At 59.0% G+C, this 14,901-nt stretch carries 14 protein-coding genes; 5 read left to right on the top strand and 9 right to left on the bottom strand.

All coding sequences use genetic code 11. From position 1 onward, the window contains the following. Positions 1-4: 4 nt before the first annotated feature. The 6 genes from SH664x_RS02865 to SH664x_RS02840 form a co-directional block, all read right to left on the bottom strand. Positions 5-454: a hypothetical protein gene (locus SH664x_RS02865; RefSeq protein ID WP_437204881.1), complete on the bottom strand. Its 450-nt coding sequence runs from the start codon at positions 452-454 to the stop codon at positions 5-7. Continuing rightward, on the bottom strand, positions 451-960 hold the full coding sequence (locus SH664x_RS02860; RefSeq protein ID WP_437204880.1) for a hypothetical protein: 510 nt from the start codon (positions 958-960) through the stop codon (positions 451-453). Before SH664x_RS02860 ends, SH664x_RS02865 begins: the two co-directional genes overlap by 4 nt. A 119-nt stretch (positions 961-1,079) precedes the next feature. Further along, the gene (locus SH664x_RS02855; RefSeq protein WP_437204879.1) at positions 1,080-1,502 is read right to left on the bottom strand and encodes a type IV pilin protein; all 423 of its coding nucleotides are present in this window, start codon (positions 1,500-1,502) and stop codon (positions 1,080-1,082) included. A gap of 5 nt (positions 1,503-1,507) precedes the next feature. Beyond that, positions 1,508-3,049, bottom strand: coding sequence for a type II secretion system F family protein (locus SH664x_RS02850; RefSeq protein WP_437204878.1), 1,542 nt, complete (start codon positions 3,047-3,049; stop codon positions 1,508-1,510). A 7-nt stretch (positions 3,050-3,056) separates the two neighbouring features. Then, a complete protein-coding gene (locus SH664x_RS02845) occupies positions 3,057-4,067 on the bottom strand; it encodes a type II secretion system F family protein (RefSeq protein ID WP_437204876.1) in 1,011 nt (336 codons plus the stop codon). Between the two features lie 46 nt (positions 4,068-4,113). After that, positions 4,114-5,142 (bottom strand): type II secretion system F family protein, encoded by a 1,029-nt coding sequence (locus SH664x_RS02840; RefSeq protein WP_437204875.1) that lies wholly within the window; start codon positions 5,140-5,142, stop codon positions 4,114-4,116. Between the two features lie 336 nt (positions 5,143-5,478). Between SH664x_RS02840 and SH664x_RS02835 the strand changes: the two genes are divergently transcribed. The 4 genes from SH664x_RS02835 to SH664x_RS02820 all read left to right on the top strand — a co-directional run bounded on the left by SH664x_RS02835 (position 5,479) and on the right by SH664x_RS02820 (position 7,917). After that, positions 5,479-5,679, top strand: a complete 201-nt coding sequence (locus SH664x_RS02835; RefSeq protein ID WP_437204874.1) for a hypothetical protein — start codon at positions 5,479-5,481, stop codon at positions 5,677-5,679. A gap of 134 nt (positions 5,680-5,813) precedes the next feature. Next, positions 5,814-6,767 carry an alpha/beta hydrolase gene (locus SH664x_RS02830; protein WP_437204873.1) on the top strand — a complete coding sequence of 318 codons (954 nt, stop codon included), beginning with the start codon at positions 5,814-5,816 and terminating at the stop codon, positions 6,765-6,767. A 558-nt stretch (positions 6,768-7,325) separates the two neighbouring features. Next, on the top strand, positions 7,326-7,598 hold the full coding sequence (locus SH664x_RS02825; protein WP_437204871.1) for a hypothetical protein: 273 nt from the start codon (positions 7,326-7,328) through the stop codon (positions 7,596-7,598). A gap of 175 nt (positions 7,599-7,773) precedes the next feature. Further along, positions 7,774-7,917 (top strand): hypothetical protein, encoded by a 144-nt coding sequence (locus SH664x_RS02820; protein ID WP_437204869.1) that lies wholly within the window; start codon positions 7,774-7,776, stop codon positions 7,915-7,917. Positions 7,918-8,033: 116 nt separating this feature from the next. Here the strand turns inward: SH664x_RS02820 and SH664x_RS02815 are convergent, their stop codons facing one another. The 3 genes from SH664x_RS02815 to SH664x_RS02805 all read right to left on the bottom strand — a co-directional run bounded on the left by SH664x_RS02815 (position 8,034) and on the right by SH664x_RS02805 (position 11,124). After that, a complete protein-coding gene (locus SH664x_RS02815) occupies positions 8,034-9,584 on the bottom strand; it encodes a Do family serine endopeptidase (RefSeq protein WP_437204867.1) in 1,551 nt (516 codons plus the stop codon). A gap of 109 nt (positions 9,585-9,693) precedes the next feature. After that, on the bottom strand, positions 9,694-10,407 hold the full coding sequence (locus SH664x_RS02810; RefSeq protein ID WP_437204865.1) for an NAD(P)H-hydrate epimerase: 714 nt from the start codon (positions 10,405-10,407) through the stop codon (positions 9,694-9,696). Positions 10,408-10,854: 447 nt separating this feature from the next. Beyond that, entirely contained in the window at positions 10,855-11,124 is a 270-nt protein-coding gene (locus SH664x_RS02805) for a hypothetical protein (RefSeq protein ID WP_437204863.1), read from the bottom strand. Between the two features lie 402 nt (positions 11,125-11,526). Here SH664x_RS02805 and SH664x_RS02800 point away from each other — a divergent pair, with 402 nt between their 5' ends. Next, on the top strand, positions 11,527-14,862 hold the full coding sequence (locus SH664x_RS02800) for a hypothetical protein (RefSeq protein ID WP_437204861.1): 3,336 nt from the start codon (positions 11,527-11,529) through the stop codon (positions 14,860-14,862). Positions 14,863-14,901: the final 39 nt, after the last annotated feature.

Below are 14,901 nucleotides of genomic sequence, written 5' to 3'. Positions count from 1 at the left end.
ATACTCAGTTCAATTCGGAAGGATTGTGGAGCAGGGTCCCTTCCAGCTCATAGCGGACAACCGCCGGAGTCTGATCGGAGAGGATCGCTACCACTTGCACCGCCTGTTTTCCGTCGACCGCCCCGGGACTGACCGAAACGGTAATCGTCGCCGAAGTGAAGTCTCGCCCCGGTAACGTCATGCTGTAGGTTTCTCCGGCATAATGGCTGTCATTTTGAATCTGACGGGCCGCGCGGTCCAATGCCGACTCCGCCACCAGTCGGGCCTGCGCCACCTGATGTCGGTGCTCGACCCGGAACTCCATCAGCAGCAGTGTCCGGAGGACGACAATGATCACTGCGGTGGAGACAGCAATGAGTGCCACGCTCAGCAGCAGCACAATTCCGCTGCGAGAATGGGCTCCGTCAGGACCACAAGCCACCCTGCAGCGATCGACCGTCGACAGACGTTTCATGGCGTCCCTCCTGCGATCGAATGCACATGCGCTCCGAGTCGGGCTTCGATTTCGAAGGGCGTTCGCTCGACCGCGGAAGAGACGACCAAATGCGAGGAAGCTTCCGCCGGATCGACAGGCGCCGGTTGAAACGTGAACCGCACCAGAGGGCCGTCGACCGTAAACGCCCAGGTCCCTTGCGGGAGGTGGAAGTTTTCCTGACCGGTTGTCTGATCGTTAAAGATGATCTCCCTCCGCAGTTGTTCATCCTGAACCAGATACTTCACGGCACTCCCGTCCGCGAGTCGGAGCTGGAGAATTTGGGGATCGCCGAGATCGGCCTGCGCGGAGGGAGTCTGCTGCACATCGCGCCGCAATTGATCCTCCAGCAGTTCCAGTCGAGTCCGCTGATCGATATCGACCATCGCCTCTGAATTCACGTTCAAAAACAGCACCAGCAGACCCGTGGCAATGAGCATCAACGGACCGAGGACTGACAGAACCGATGCCAATTCCAAAATGGTCATGCCGGAGCGTCCCAGGCTCCTTTCCGGATCGCATGCTGTGGTTCGGTTCGAAAGCATGAACGCAACGATCGTTAAACAGTTTTCTGAAGAGTGGCTTCGACGATCAGCTCCCCGCCCTTTCAGGAGGCCGGCGGAGCAGGCAGCGGCCGCCACAGAATCAGCTCCATGGGCTGTCGACGTACACCGGCGTGATCCACCCAGGAGAGTGACAACGTGACCTGTTCGAGTTGCGGATCATCCGGGCTGACTGCGGTCGTGGTCTCCAGCTGGGCCTCGGGGAGCAACGTGGTGGCGGTCGCTGAAAGTTGCAGCGTGGCTGTCTGGCCAACCCGTGCACGTTCCGACAGGTTCTTCAACTCCCGCAGTGCCGCCGACTTCTCGGCAAGAGCATCCTGTGCCACCTGAATGTGTTTCAGGCACGGAATGGCCACGGCCGCCAGGACGGCCAGCATGCCGATCGCTGCCAGCATTTCCAGAAGCGTGAACCCGGAAGGCTGGGAGCGAGAGGACCATGTCGCAGGTGATCGGAGATGCAGTAACATTGTATTTAACTCAACTCGATAATGAGCTTCACCACGGGGACAAAGAAGGCAATGCAGAGCAACGCCACGCACAGCCCCATGAACAAAATGGCGAGTGGTTCCATCAGCCTCAGGAACAACTCGATCCAGTAACCCCGACCGTCTTCAATTTTCCGGGCAATGGCCCGTAAGGCCCAGGGAAGGTGCCCGAGCTGCTCCGCCTGCAGCAGCGCCTCACTTTCGCGTCGAGTCAGAAAACGTTCCTGACGGAGCGCCTCGCCCAGCCCTTCACCGGCAGACACGAGCGACTGCAAGCTCTGAAACCGGGCTGCGACCATCGCCGCCGAGGTGGTGTCTGCCAGCCCCTGAAGCGTGGATGTCAATGTCTCACGCATCTCGGCTCCACCCGCCAGAGCCTTGAGGACCGTGGGCGTTGTGAAGCGGGGCCAGATCCCATCTGGAATGTTCCAGGCAGTTCGCCGCCTCCCCGAACAAATCCAGCCCAGGCACGCCGCCAGGCAGGCGAGAAGTGAGAACAGAGGAATCATCAGGTACCAGTGATTCACCACCTCATCGCTGACGTCGATCAACCATTCGGTTTCTGCAGGGAGCACAATCCCAAAGTCCAGAAAGATCTGCTTGAACTTGGGAACGATGTAGTACATCACAAAGCTGACGACGAGAAATCCAATACAGACCACAGTACCGAGATAACGGAAGGACAGCCGACTGTATTCTCTGTCGCGGATAGTTTCGAGTTGCAGACCATATTGTGTGGCCAGTTCCGGGAGAGCTTCCTTGAGAAGTCCCTGCTGCTCGGCAGCGTGAATGGCTGCGGTGTCTTCCATCGGCAGGACAGCGGGAGACTGCGCCAGCGCCTGCCAGAGAGGGACTCCATCACTCACACTCTCCGACAGTCGACGCAGTCGCTTTGAATAACGTTCGTCTGCTGTCGCAGCCAGAGCGTCGATTTCCGTGGGAAGCGATGCCTCGTGCCGGACGGCCATGGCCAAGGCCGCCACCACTTCCGTTTGGCGACCCCGACGGCGCAGTTCCAGCCATCCCATCGGGCCATTCATCATGAAGAAGAAAACAACAACCGCAGGCAGCAGGAATTGCGGTGCGAAAGGGGCGAGGCCAATCATCCACAGCAGGATTTTGAGGCGCTGGCTGTCCGCCAACTGCTGCGAGGTCCTGAGCGGCGAGCTCTCTCGTGCTTCGCCCCTGCGAATCACTCTGCCACAGAAGTACGCCGTGTAGATCAGAAGCAGACCGAAGGCTCCCAGCAAGGATGCGAGTCCGCTTCGCAGCAGAGTCTCCCAATTGGAAGTGTTGTCCGCCAACCAGTCTCTGAGCAGGCTGATCTGCAGCCCGCCGGCAGTCAGGATGATGATCCCTCCCCCCATCAACATCACAATGGCTGCAGCGGATGCCAGCCACTTTCCTTGCCTCCGTACGCTGGAATCGAGCCCTGTTCGGTGCAGGGACTCACCCAGCCCCATCACCAGCGCCGAGGCGGGGAGACCGAGAAAGACCAGCCAAACGATCAACATCACCGAGGTAGGCATGCTGTGGTCACGTGAGGGATTTCAGTGAGGTGAACAATGGGGCATAGATTGCATACACAATTGTCAGAACTGAGATCACTGCGAATATCATTAGGCAGGGCTCCAGAAAAAGTTGCAGTTGTGCAGCGCGAATGCGGGCCTGCACCTGACACAGCTTGCAGGGGAGTTGCAGCGCCTCCGCAAGCAACTGCGGATTTTCTGCGGAGCGAAACGCATTGGTGACAATCGGGAGCAGGCCGGGAACTCCGTAAGAGATCTCAGTGGGGGGGGCACCTTTTCGGAGTCGCCCAGCGAGTTGAAGGCACGTGCGTCGCATCTCCCGATCCTGCAGAGAAGAACCGACAACTTCCAGGGCCCGGTCGAGCGGAATTTCTGCTTCGATCAGCACCGCCAGCCGCGAACAGAATTCCGCCGAAGCAGCGGATCGACGTGCCATTCCCAAGATCGGCAGGCGATTCAGAATCGTCGAAGCCATCGTTGTTCGAATGGCCAGGATCAACAAAACAACCATTACCAGACAGAGACAGACGAACCTCCAGCCGCCAAAGAGGATGAGGAGGTCGGAAAGAGTGATCATCAGCATCGTCACGGGAGGGAGTTCAACACCAAACCCAAAAAAGATTTGTTTGAACATGGGCACGACGAAGACGAGCATGCCGATCAGGATCAGTGAAACCCCCGTGGTCACGATCAACGGATAGGCAAGATTGGCACGCAGCTGGCGCCAGACAGACTGCGATTCCTGCACCGAGTTGAGATAGCGCTGAAGAATCACGGGGAGCTTCCCCGTGTGCATTCCTTCACGCAGCATCTCCCGGACCTCGGTAGGGGCCACCGCAGGATCCAAAGCGATGAGATCCAGCGAGGAACCCTTTTCCAGCCGATCCGCAAACCGGTTGAAGCTGTTCCGGCGCGAGCCCCACGGGAGATTCTCTGCTGCGGCGCGCAATCCAGCCGCCAGCTGCCAGGGAGCAGACTGTGGCGGAGGGCCGGAGGCTTGTTCGGGGAGAGCAATCATTCAGGGTCGCAATGGATTTCAAAGACTCTTCCGGACACTGCCGACATCATCGGGGAGTCAGGGCCAGATCCGTCCAGAGTTGTTGCAAGGGCAGGATCAACGTCATCGAATAAAAGAAAGTGAGACACCCTCCTACAAACAGGATCAGCAGGGTGGGCCAGACCCGTTGCAGCAGGTTGGCCCGTCGCATGGCCCGTTCCCGGTGAAAGGTTGCCGACTGCTGCAGCGCCTCATCGAGTTGGGAATCCCGTTCTCCAGCCAGCATCAGCCACTGCAGAAACGGTGGCAGCGACCGTTGGTGAAGCAACGCGGCCGACAACGGCTGGCCTTGTTCGATGGCCAGAGCCAGCGAATGCAGGTCCTTCTGCCAGGCCTTCGATTCAACTGCCGCCGCACTCAGTCGCAGAGATTCCGGCAAGGGAATCCCACTCCGAATCAGCAGGGCAGCGACCGACGATAACCGTGAAGCCTCGAGTTCTCGGAAAAGAGGGCCCGTCCCCGGCAGACGCCAGATCGCCCGGAGTGTCGGCCAGAAGAACTGCAGGACGAACAGACAGCAGCTCCCCACGATCAGTCCCATCAGCGGCAGAATCACCGACCGCTGCCGCGAGAGCCACTCCAGCCAGGGCGTGAGCGGGATTCTCAGGTTTTTGTAGAAGTCCACCAGCCGGTCGAGGCAGGCCTCCAGCATAAAACCTCCCAGCAGCATCGCCACGATGACGACAGCCGCCGGATAGATCATCTGCATGCCCATCCTCCGCTGCATCCAGTTCAGATTCTGAGTCATCTGCGCGAGTTGATTCAGCAGCTGATTCGGTTGCGAAGAACGAAGTGCTGCCACGACAACGGCCCGGTAGACAGGGGGGAGTCCCTGTTCTGCCTGAATCGCCACATCGAGCGATTCTCCCTGCAGCAGACGTTGCTGCAGGCGGTCGAGCAGACGGGAGAGTCGTCCCCGCGTCGCGCGCGCCGCCATCGACAGCCCCAGATCCAACGGGACGCCCGCCCTGATCATGCTCCCCAGTTCCTGACTGAGCAGCACCAGATCCTCGTTTTTCAGTGGTCGAGCTGACATGGAGATGAGCATCACTCCGGAAACAAGCCCTCTTTGAAATCCCTCAGGCCCTGTCGTCAGGCGAACCACGAGCCCCTGTCCGCAGGCCGACTCCCTGACTACGTCAAAACACGCTGCGCCGTTGGAAAAATTTCTGAACCCGGCAGCCAGCCGAAATAGGACCCGGAGAACAAAGGCAAGGAATCGCAGCAGCCCTGTTGAAACAGCGACGATCTTAGCCTGATGCCCGACCGGGAATCCAGCCGCAGCGGGTCGAGCCCTCTTGTGGAGCTCATCAACACGGCTAAGATGAACGACTTCCGTGAGACACGTTGTGACCTCATGAGGACCCATCAGATGAAATTGGCCTGCCTCACTTTCCTGCTGATGACGGCTTTGAGTGTTGGGGCCGACGCCGCTCCCATCAGCCGCAACAATCCTTACCGCAGCTTCAACATCAGCGGCATTAACTATGGATCCATGCAGTGGGAAAGGGCTCATCGTCAGAAAAAGCCGGTCCCCTCGACCCCTTCAAGGGGCTTGTTTCGGCGCCGTTAGAGCATTTTGATTTCTAATCCCCCTGGCCGCCGCCGCACGGTGTGCCCCCTGCTTTCAAGGAAAGTCGACGCTGCCCTGCCACGGGAGTTTCTTCACTGCTGAGTCAAAATTCCTCGTCTCAACCGGAGATCCTGATGTCGCATCCTGTTCAACTGGAAACTGCCGCCCGGAAATTCGCGGATGAGACCGCAAAACCGCCGTTTCTATTTCAAATCCCACCGGCCGAAGGACGCGCGGCCGTCGACAAGGTTCAGTCCGAGCCGGTTGCCAAACCGGATGTCGAGATCATCGACAAGGTGCTCCCGGTCGGTCCCTCCGGCAAGGTCGCGGTCAAAGTTCTGAAGCCGCGACAAGCGGGAGCCGGTTTGCCCGTCATTGTGTACATTCACGGAGCGGGCTGGGTTTTTGGGAACGCGCACACGCACGACCGTCTGATCCGAGAACTGTGTGTCGGGGTCAATGCGGTCCTGGTGTTTCCTGAATACAGTCTCTCCCCTGAAGCGAAATACCCCACGGCAGTCGAAGAGTGTTCTGCTGTCATCCGCTGGGTCAGTGAATCGGCCCAGGAACTCGGAGGAGATCCCCGCAGGCTGGCTGTAGCCGGCGACAGCGTCGGAGGCAACATGACTGCCGCCTGCACCCTGCTCGCCAAGCAGCGGGGTGGCCCCGCCATCACACAGCAGCTGCTGTTCTATCCGGTGACCAATGCGTCATTCGATACCGACTCTTACCATCAGTTCGCCGAGGGATATTTCCTTCGCCGCGACGGCATGCAGTGGTTCTGGGATCAATATCTGGCCCGACCGGAAGACCGGCTGCAGATCACCGCTTCCCCGCTCCTGGCCAGTCTCGAACAACTGCAGGGTCTCCCCCGGGCACTGGTGATTACTGGCGAAGCGGACGTGCTGCGAGATGAAGGGGAAGCCTACGCTAACAAGCTGCGGGCCGCCGGTGTCGAGGTGACGGCCGTCCGTTTTCAGGGGATCATTCACGACTTCGTGATGTTGAATGCTCTCTCGGAAACCAACGCCGCTCGCGGAGCCATGCTGCTGGCGATCCACTGGCTGCGCGAAGGGTTTGCGGAGTAAGGAATTTTCACCGGTCATCTGCCCGACTCCTCCCGCGGGAAATTTTGCGCTCGCTCCCTCGTCGCTGCGCCAGCGCGGGCTTCCGCAGGCGTGCGCCGGCCCAAGGATGAATCGGCCAAAACTGTTGTGACATCCTCTTGCTCCCGGCGCAGGGAATTTGGGATTCGAAAAATTTGAATTGCCCTGATGAGGGGAGATTGCTTTACAATGCGCGGTGGTGCGGACCGGAAGCTCCTCCAGGACGCACCCATGCGGAACGCCTGCGGTCAGGCCAGGTGTCCCCGCTGCGAGGCGGACGGGAAATCAGGAACTGGTCACTCGTGGACCTCCTGCCGGGCCAGCCACGCGATCCTTTCCGAGGCCTGCCAGCGTCCGTGTTCTGCGGGAATAACAGAGAGCAGTCTGCTCTTCAGAATGAACAGACGCCCCGTGGTTGGGCTTCGTGCTGCTGAGGAATTGCGTGCTTCCTTTTTAACGGAAGAAGGCGTCGCCAGCAGTTCAGGGCGAGACGCCGGTGGTGATAGTGCCCAGGCAATCAGATTTCGAATCAGGATCATTATGTATACGCTGCGAATTCCGGGACACCTGCAGGGATTGACGAGTCAGGAGCCGTTGACCGGCACGAAAGAAGAAATTGCCAAGAAGCTGCTGTTCCCCGATCCGCGGGTCGATGTTCACGGAGTGCGGAAGCTGCCGCGAGATGCCGACGTGATTCTGGAACAGGAAGAGCTGATCACCGTGGGGAAAGTCCATCGTCGGGAAGTCCATCAGATTGGCCGCTGGACCGTCAGTCAGTTACTCCCTCCCGGACTGCTTGGCGGAATTTTCTAGAGCAGGTTGCTCTGTCCAGTCCCCGCATAGCAAGCGTCTCGTGTGATGAAATGCTCATGTCCGCGTGACGAGACGGGATCAACCGGAAGTCAAAATGCTCGCAAGCCGGGAGCGGGAGCCTGTTCCCCCATTGAGCAAGAGCTGGTGATCACCAACAGGCCTCCACGTGACGAGCGTGAGCGGTCCCTGCGCTGGAGACCCGGGGTTCGATGATGTCTCCGGTGCGATGGGACGACGTGACATCGATCACCCGCAGTACGCCTGCGAGTCGACCCGACATGGCCTGCCGGGGCCTGCCGCGACTCCCCCCGTGAACTGACCTGCAGATCAGTCGACGAAAAAAGCCCGGAGATGTTTCCACCTCCGGGCTTTTGCACAGTGAATTTTCACGGTCAGCTTTCAGAGTCAGCTTCCTGCATGAAAGCGCTCGAAAACTTACTTCACAGGCTTCACGACCAGAATTTCCGATCCCTTCCCTCGCTTGAGGTACAAGAGAACGCCGTTGGACAGGTCTTCCTTGTCAACTGCGGCCTGAAACTCGGCGAGGTTGGCGACAGGTGTTTTGCCGACACGCTGAATGACATCCCCGGTCTGGACTCCTGCCTCTTCAGCTGGAGTTCCGGCCTTCACGTCGCGGACAATCACACCCTTCATCTTTTGATCCAGTCCTAATTGGTCCGCAAGTTCGGCATTCAGTTCGGACACCTGGATTCCCAGCTTGTCGACATCCACCTGTTCCGGCTTGCTCGGAGATTTGTTGTTCTCCTGAACGCGTGCCCGCCGCAGGCTGGCTCCATAGTCGCTGGGCATCGGCTCCAGCTTCACAGGCAAGGTCACCTTATTGCCATCACGCAGCACGACCATGTCGTACGTTGAACCGGGTGCCGACTGTTCCACCACGCCGACCAGTGAGTCGTTATTGGCGATCTTCTTGCCGGCAAATTCCAGAATGACGTCTCCCGGCTGCACCTTCGAATTTTCTGCAGGTCCGCCAGCGATCACATCCAGAACCAGCGCCCCCTGTCCGACTGGCACTCCCAGTTTATCGCGCAGATCGCTGGTCAGATTCTTGAGGCTCACGCCCAGGTAAGAGCGTTTGACCTCCTTGTGGGCAATCAGCTGCTCAGCCACCCAGCGGGCATTATTGGAGGGAATGGCGAAGCCGATCCCGTCATAGCCGCCGCTGCGGGTCGAGATCGCGGTGTTGATCCCGATCACTTCTCCGAACAGATTCACCAGCGGGCCGCCACTGTTGCCGGGGTTGATGGCTGCATCGGTCTGCAGAAACTCTTCCCGCTCATTGATGTGCGGTCCACGACCCGTGGCGCTGATGATCCCCTGCGTGACGGTGGTCCCCACATTGAAGGGATTGCCCAAGGCCATCACCCAGTCTCCGACCTGCATCTGGGAGCTGTCCCCCAGAACCAGCGGATGCAGCGTCTCCTGGGTTTTGATCCGCACGATCGCCACGTCGGAGCGAGGATCGAAATTCCAGGATTCCGCTTGAACTTCGCGGCCGCTGTCGAGCGTGACGAAGACTTTATTCGCTCCTTCGACCACATGGCTGTTGGTCAGAATGATCCCGTCGGCATCGATAATAAATCCGGAACCGGCCCCCTGCTGTCGGGGCATGCCTCCGCGGGGTCGTCCGGGCATCTGCGGAATCATTCCTTCGAATTGCGGATTGTTCCCGAAGAACCGCCGCAGCATTTCTTCTTCCGGAGATCCGATAGCGGGACCGCCATCTCTGACGCTGGTCGTTTCAGGTCCGCGTGATTCCGTACGGATCGAAACAACCCCGGGAAGCACATTTGCGGCAACATCCCGGAACGCTCTGGAGAGATCACCCGGCTCATGGGCGGCAACAACAGGCAGGGGCTTCGGGCTGGCGACAGTCGGTTCGGAAAGCCCGGAGAGCGCCACGCCGACGCAGGCTCCTCCGACTGCGGTCATAATCCAGGTCAAACTTCGTTTGGGTTCTGTCATGGTTCATCCTCTTCGTCAATTGAGTTGGAGATGATTGCCCGACTCCACGAGCCCCGGCTGGGAGCTCGAACAGGGAAAGAAGGAATTGCAGGAGGCAGGTGTCATCGCATCAAGGTGGGTCTGAATTTCGGAATTCTTCGCAGTTCGCCGCGAACGTCAACGCCCTTTGTGGGGTGCCGATCGAGAGAATTTCCACCTTTCCGCAATGGTCTCGTCCGAAACCTGAATCAAATCCGAGTTTGGGTGCGACGAACGACGCGGTGATTTTTGCACGCACGCAGTGGGGCGTCTCACTCCCCGTGTCGCAGTCGAGTCCCGAGGGAAGATCAACAGCGAGTACCGGTCGAGCCGCGGCGTTGATTTCCGTAATCGCGTCGGCATAAGCCCCCCGCACAGGCCCCTGAGTCCCTGTCCCCAGCAGGGCATCGACTATCCAGTCGGCGCGTTGGAGTTCCTGACGCAGCACCAGGCAATCGCGTGGCAGTTCCAGGTGTCGCACCGGCAGATCGGCGTTGATCAGCACACGATAATTGGCCGCCGCATCCGGGGACTGCAGTTCGGGACGGTCAAAGATCAGGACCTGCACCGAAACCCCGTGTGCGTTCAGATGGCGCGCCAGGACAAAGCCATCACCGCCGTTGTTCCCTTTGCCGCAGCACACACAGACGTGGGCCGAGGACGTCAGCCGCTGCTGGAGCAGAAGCTCCGCACAGCCGCGGCCGGCATTCTCCATCAGCAGCAGTCCTGGAAGACCGAGCTGTTCGATGGAGTATCTGTCGACGGCACGCAATTGCTCGCGAGTGAAAGCGCGCGGGGATGGCATGCTTGAACCCGGAATGCAGATCAAATTGGCAGGATTTCAGGCATTTTTGCCTGCCAAGTGAATCGAGCAAATCGGGTTCCCAATCGTGTCCGCTGCCAGATTGGCTCGTCCGGAACCTCGCCCGGGGAATGTTCCGCAACCCGGGAGAGGCTCCGAACAGCTTTCATTCGATCCAGACTCGCCCGCCACGCCCGTCGCAACGGGATCTTTTGTGGACACTGTCTCCAGCTTCGAGACAGGCCCCCCAGCTCACCGTTCCTTCTCTCACTCCAGGGGCAGATTCGGCCTGAAGGGACGCTGCCCAGCCCCCCGGCCGGGTCAGGGCAGTGTCCCGCAGAAGTTGTCACAATGAACGGGGGCGGCGTCAACACGGAACTCGCTGTCCGGCAACGCCGAAACTCCTGACAGCCTACAGCCTTTCCCGGAAACGCCGCAGGCACAAAGCCATCAGTGCCCGGCAAACCACCGTGACAGCACCGGAGAGTCTCCATGGTGCGTCACCAGGAACGTCAGGGCACCGATAATCGCAATCGAAGCGATGCAGTGCATCCAGAGATAGGGGATCACCGGAAAGCGAAACTTCCCCACGCCAATTCCATATGAGCGTCGACCGCACATTTTGCAGCGGATGGGGCGGTGGAGCAGAACCAAGGCAGGAACATCGTACCAGCGAAAGCGGGAAACGCAGTAATCATCACCGCGGGCATATTCACACATACAATCACTTCCCCGTAAGACGAGCCGCTTTGCAAGGTATGTGATGCAGAAAAACGCAAGGCATTTCAAGCCTAAAAATCAATTTCGAGCCAAAAATTGATTTGTTTTTATGCAACCAGACGTCGCAAAATCCTTAAACAAACCCCAAAGTCACAGATAAATGCATTCTTTTGCAGTAGCAAAAAAATGCAACCAATGTGAGTTCACATTTTCGACCTGAGGGTGTTGCAAAATCACCCGAACATCCTACGCCCGTGAAATTCCACGTAATCGTTACAGTTTTCTGGCACTACGACCGTTCCATTCGCGTCAAACTCTGGTCTCGAAGGTTTTGATCTGAATTGCCTATTCAGTATAGTCTGCGGAAATGGAATTTTCGGCGGGCAGGGAAAGAGGCGCGGAATGCGGCGAGAACGAATTCTGGCATTCTCACTGGCATGTGTTCTGGTGATCGTGGGAAGGGCCTGCTTCGCGCAACAACCTGATTCGCCTCCCTCCGGTCCTCCGGCATTGGTCTATCTCCCCTACAGCGATCTGCTGAAGGGCTTTGAACAACCCCAGAATGTGGTCATTCCGTACGGAGACTACCAGCGGCTGCTGAACTTCTGGCAGTCGCATCAACAGCCGTCCGCCACTCAAAAAGGGGTCCTGACGCAGGCTGAGTACGACATCACCGCAGAAGGGAACTCCGCCCGCATCCAGTTGCGACTCACGGCGGAACTTTTCGCGGATGGCCCTGTGGCGATTCCGGTCAACTTTGGTGGTCTGGCGATCGGCAAGGTTTCGGGAGACAAAAACCCGGTCCTCGAAAGAGGGACGAGGAAAAGCGATCTTCTCCACTTACGCGGCAAGGGAACCCAGGTCATTTCCATCGAAATGACGGGCCAGTCCTGGCTCAAGGAAACAAGGCTGGAACTGGTCCCGATCGGTCCCGCCCCACCCATCAGCACGCTGAAATTCAGTGTCCGTGGCAAAAATCGCGATGTCTCGATTCAGCCCCAGGCTCTGATCGTGTCCACGGCGACGGAAGGGGATTCCACACAGATTGTGGCCCGCCTGGCACCGTCCAGCTTCTTCACGATTTCGTGGAATGCCGACGGGAGCAACACCGAGGCCGAATTACTGGCCAACGCCCGCAACCTGATGTCTGTCTCCCTCCAGGACGGCATCGCCCAGACGCATTCACAGATCGCCCTCAGCGTGCTGCGCGGCAAACTCCCCCATGTCCGCATCGCGCTCCCGAACGGCGAGCGACTGTTGTCTGTCCGCTCTCCCATTCAGCTTCGGAACTGGCGTCAGGAAGAGTCCGGCGGCCGCTCCAGCGTGCTTGTTGAATTTGCCACCCCGGTTGAAAAAGAGGCCGAACTGAACCTGCAGCTGGAGCGAAAACTCGACCCCTCGGGACTGACATTCGGGGGGCCTGATGGCTTTCACGTGGAAGGGGTCAATCGTGAAAGCGGCCAGCTCATTTTCCAGAAGGCTCCCGGTTTTTCCACCACGGTTCAGGAGCAGCAGGGGCTCGTCCGCATCAATGGCCCGGCCATCGATTCACGACTCCTGTCGGGGGGGGACACACTGCTCGCCTTCCAGTTTTACTCGTCCGATTACCTGCTTCGGCTGGCCGTCGATCCCATTCAGCCCCGCATTCTGGCGACCAGCAGAACCGACATCGATGTCCGCGAAGGGGAGTTGTTACTGAAGGGCCACTACCAGTTTGCGATCGACCGGGCCGGCGTCTTCGATCTCTCCTTTCAGCTGCCCGAGGGGGTGACTATCAATGACGTCTCCTGTCCGGAAATGAAAGAATTCCGTGTGGATGCCGGTTCCCGCAAATTGATCGTGGAATTCCGGGAACGGATCGAGAAGCAGATCTCACTCGAAATTCACGCTCATCAGAAGTTGCCGGATGATGCCTCCTCTCCGCAGCCGTTGCCTCTGATTGAACCGCTGGATGTGGAACGTGACACGGGTGTCGTTCACGTTTTCGCCAGCGACTCCCTCGAAGTGATCACCCAGCAGTCCGGGCTGCAGTCCGCACACCCTCTGGCGATTCCGCAGCAACTCCCGACGCGTGGCGATGCCACGCTGGCGGCATCCTGGTCGTTCAATCACCGACCGGTGGTCATTCCGGTGACGATTCTGCACAAACCGGTCCGGCTCGCAGCCGATGTCGCCACGCTGGTCGAGATGCAGCCCGATCTGACACAGGTCAAAACCGAACTCCTCTATCGGATCGACTATGCCGGTGTCGACACGTTCCGCTTTGAAGTTCCCGAATCGATTTCCAGCCGGGTCCGGATCGAGAATGGCCCCAACGACCAGAGTTCGGCTCCCATCAAGCAGAAGTCTGCTGCTCCTGCGGAAAATGGTCGGGTCGTCTGGACGGTGACCACCCAGCGTCCGGCGACCGGCCGGCAGCGACTGCAGGTGCAGTACGAGATTCCTGCCGCGACAGGGAAGGATCAGTCTGAAGCGACACTCACCATTCAGCCTGTCCGGCCGCTGGGATTGGTGAACGCCTCCGGAGAAGTGACCACGCCGCTGACACGCGTGCAGGGAGAGATTGCAGTTCTGCAGGACCGCTCGCTGTCGGTCAACGTGACTCCGTCCGGAAATGATATTGAGCCCATCGACCCGCGCGAGCTGTCGAATCTTCCGCAAGACGCGGCCTTCGCTTACCGCTATTACCGTGATCTGGCAGCACGGCCTGTCGAGCTCGCTCTGCAGAGCCGACGGTTTGAAGTTCAGCCGGTGGTCTCGACCGTCGTCTCCCGCAGCCTGGTTGAAGTCGTCACCAGTCAGGATGCCGAAGCAACCTACCGTTGTCGTTATCAGGTCAAAACGTCCGAGCGGCAGCGACTGCTCGTCTTCCTTCCGGTGAACCTCGAAGTCCTCGGCGCATTTCTCAACGACCGGGAAGTGAAGCTGGAAAAGGGGACCGAAACTTCCGCCAAGTCACCCGGACCACACTGGACTCCATTCTGGATCAACGTCGCACGGCCGGAATCGTCGGAGACCCCGTTCCTGCTGACGTTTCAATTTCTGTGGAAAGTGAATCCTCCCCTGGGGGAAAGCCAGTTCGGACGGGGACGCATCGCATTGCCGTTACCGATCCTGGGTGCCGATGATGCCAGCGTGGTTCAGGACCTCAAGGCGGTCGTCTGGGTCCCTCACGAATTCGTGCTGGTGGGAAATCCACAGGGGTTTGAACTGCTGCAGCGAAAGCGGCCCTTCTCCTGGCTGGTGGGGCGCAAGGCAAGCCATTCGACCCAGACCCTCGATCCCTGGATCTCCGCGGGACAGAAGGTGGCTGCCCCGGCCGAACTGCCGACCGATGGCCGCATCCCTTACGTCTATTCCAATCTGGGCGGGGCCCATGAACTGGATGTCCGCTGGTGGAAAAAGATCTCCATGACCCTCACCTTCAGCCTGGCTGTCGCCATCATCGGCTGGGTCCTGATGGGGACCGCCTGGGAAAACAAGCTCACCATCACACTGCTGACAGCCTTTGTGGCGTCACTCTACGGACTGGTCGACAGTCACGGGCTGAATGAGGGATTGACTGCTGCCCGCTTCGGAATCCTGTTCGTGATCGGTCTCTGGATCATCCACGGGCTGTTCCATCGTTCACGAGGCACGCTCGATCCGGAGAAGAGTCCCCCAGCCGGGAATGCTCCGCAGCCAGCCGCAACGGATCCGGTCGTGCCTCCACAACCTGATGGGGGAGCTGTCGCCTGAAGTCGTCGATCGCCCGTTTCCTGGCGCAGTGACTGATGA

Source organism: Planctomicrobium aquicomposti, from assembly GCF_051466325.1.
GTDB lineage: Bacteria > Planctomycetota > Planctomycetia > Planctomycetales > Planctomycetaceae > Planctomicrobium.
Note: the sequence above shows the minus strand (reverse complement) of the source record. Positions and strands in the feature narration are given on the sequence as shown.